The organism is Sinorhizobium fredii USDA 205, assembly GCF_001461695.1.
Lineage (GTDB): Bacteria > Pseudomonadota > Alphaproteobacteria > Rhizobiales > Rhizobiaceae > Sinorhizobium > Sinorhizobium fredii.
The window spans coordinates 1-1,580 of the sequence record NZ_AUTC01000081.1 but is presented as its reverse complement, the minus strand read 5'-3'; the positions used below and the strand labels follow the sequence as shown (position 1 = coordinate 1,580).

Genomic DNA, 1,580 nt, shown 5'->3' with positions numbered 1-1,580 from the left:
AGAGCATGACCAGGCTTACGTCGATAAGATTGTGGTCCAGGAGACCGCCTTCATCGGAAAGGCTTACGATGTCTTGATCTTGAAAACGCGCGCTGATCGCCTGCGTCAGACATTCGGCGAACAGGTCGGTCTTCGTGAGCATTACAATCTTGCTTTTCTTCGGCAATACCTTGTTGCAATCTTCAATATTGCTCATGGTCGAGCTCGTGCGGTACATTTATCCCTCCTTGACACTCCATATGTCTTGTGGTTCCCGTGTCTCCTTGAATGTATTTCTCATAAAATTAGTTCAATAGCATAGTAAAAGTCGTGTGAAAAACTAATGTAGATTGAAACTAACCTCGAACAAGATCTCAGATATGCGACTAATACTTTGATATTATCTATACAACCATCGAGCGCCATTGTCATTATCACCTAGTTCCGATAGTTGTCGCGCCGTTCATTTCTACTCAAAATGGACTAGCTCGGATCGTCATCAACCAGGGTACAGTGCCTCAGGAGCGATGCTTCTTTGTGGGCAAGTCAAACAGGTCCGAGTGCTGGAGTTCGGCCAGAATGTTGCGTCGACACTCGCCTCGACATAATCAAACTTTGCGGTCCGGAAATTCCTGGCGTTCAATTGGGACAGCGCGCCGCGTGTCCGACGCTCCAAGGATTCCTATGACCCTCGTGAGACCTGCGGCAACGGGCAATTCGACCCGTCGATCGTTTGGCCGGCCGATAACCGCGGCGTATCGGGAAATCGACTGTTTTTCCCTCGGCTTGAGCGGAGTCGAACTCCAGGCCATGCCATCGATCGGGACGCAAAACCTCTCTCGTGGGATACAAATCAGGCTGGGGCGGCTATCGTTGCCTGCATGTCCTGCTGCGGTCATCGCTGCTGTGCCTGCCGCCCAGCGGCTGTCAAGCCGTAGACGCCTCTGTCAAGCCGTTCAAACCAGCCATAGACATTCGAAAGCAAAATCTTCCCGGCATCCGGTATGCGGGATCTGATTTCACGCACGCGCAGCGGTCCTGATGCCAGCGCTGCCGCACAGCCGAGCGCCTGCTTCTGCGGACGTCTCGACCTTAGGCCGCGCATGTCGCCGACAAACAAGCTGAACATGCTGGGGGCAGAGCAAGTCGCCGATCGACGAGCTCGACGGCGAGCCTTGCGCGAACCGCAAGACGATCAGCCGGCGCAAACTCCAGGACCGGGTTCTCACCTGTGTGCCGAACGCCCTCTGGAACATCGCCAATATCGAGCGGGTCGTCGACGACGTCAAGCAGCGGTTGCGCGCCCGGCAGGTACAGTCGGTCGTCACGGTGCCGAAGATCGAGGCGCAGATCGAAGCGCGCCGGCAGCAGCAGAAGGCGGTATTGAAGCAGATCACCGAGCGCATGGTCGATGCTCTTCGGATGTTTCACATGAGATCCGTCCGTCGATACGGCGGACCGGCATTCCACCAGATACTTCATCCTCGACGCTTGTGCGGAGGAGGCTAGAACGCAAAAATCCCCGCTGGTTGGGCGGGGATGGCGCTTGGGTTGTTTGGTTGCGGGGGCAGGATTTGAACCTGCGGCCTTCAGGTTATGAG

Annotated in this window: 1 protein-coding gene and 2 pseudogenes; all 3 read right to left on the bottom strand. The window is 55.4% G+C overall.

Annotation, left to right across the window (positions count from 1 at the left end):
• Positions 1–217, bottom strand: a pseudogene (locus tag N181_RS09545) (DNA-binding response regulator); the annotation flags it as partial.
• Between the two features lie 657 nt (positions 218–874).
• Positions 875–1,057 (bottom strand): annotated as a pseudogene (locus N181_RS09540) (DUF2161 family putative PD-(D/E)XK-type phosphodiesterase); the annotation flags it as partial.
• Between the two features lie 14 nt (positions 1,058–1,071).
• Positions 1,072–1,580, bottom strand: a 509-nt coding sequence (locus N181_RS34250) for a hypothetical protein (protein WP_210160776.1), incomplete at its 5' end; no start/stop codon positions are given.